The following is a 668-nucleotide window of genomic DNA, read 5'->3' as shown; positions in this document are numbered from 1 at the left end:
CAGGCGCGGATCGAGGCGACGTTCCCGATGCGTGACGGGCGGTGCTGCGAGCGGGTCACCGCCGCCATCGAGGCCCTGGACCGTCCGTCGGTGCGTTCTCAGTCCGAGGGCCTCGACGGGTCCGCGAACGTCGCACCCGCGACGAGGGGCCTCAGGGCCAGGTTGCCGTTGCGCGTCCGGTAGGCGTGCCACGGCCCGTCGCGTCCGGGCACGTCGAGCGTCGGCAGGTCGGAGCCTGCCGGCACCTCGACGGGTTGCGCGGCCCCGGCACGCACGACCCGCAGGGCCGCGAGCGCCCGCGCGGCGAGGCCGCGGCGGGCGAAGGACGCCTTGACGTCGAAGGCCTTCGGGACCGGGCGGCCGGGCCGCCCGTCGGGCAGGACGAGCGCGCCGGAGAACCGGCCGTCGTGGACCCGGACGGCACAGTCCGCGACGACGGCCGATGAGTCGCGGTCGACGAGCTCGAGTCGCAGGGCCGCCGTCGGACCGAGGGTGCGGGCGCCGTCGACGACGACGCCCTCGACGGTCAGCCGGGCACCCGCGCCGCCGACCGAGAGGGCCGTGACGGTGGCGAGGTGCCGGCCCCGGACCGCCCGGGAGCGGACGACGTCGGTGAGGTCGTGCTCCGGACCGCTGTCCTCCGGCGTCCGGTACGGCCACCACCAGCG

1 protein-coding gene is annotated in these 668 nt (G+C 77.2%); it reads right to left on the bottom strand.

Going from position 1 to position 668, the window contains the following annotated elements; all coding sequences use genetic code 11:
- Window positions 1-98 precede the first annotated feature (98 nt).
- Window positions 99-668, bottom strand: a 570-nt coding sequence (locus ACR9ZK_RS21640; protein WP_481344022.1) for a hypothetical protein, incomplete at its 5' end; no start/stop codon positions are given.

The organism is Monashia sp. HAY1-5C, assembly GCF_056755255.1.
The sequence above is the reverse complement of the archived record's forward strand: the minus strand, read 5'-3'. Positions and strand labels throughout refer to the sequence as shown.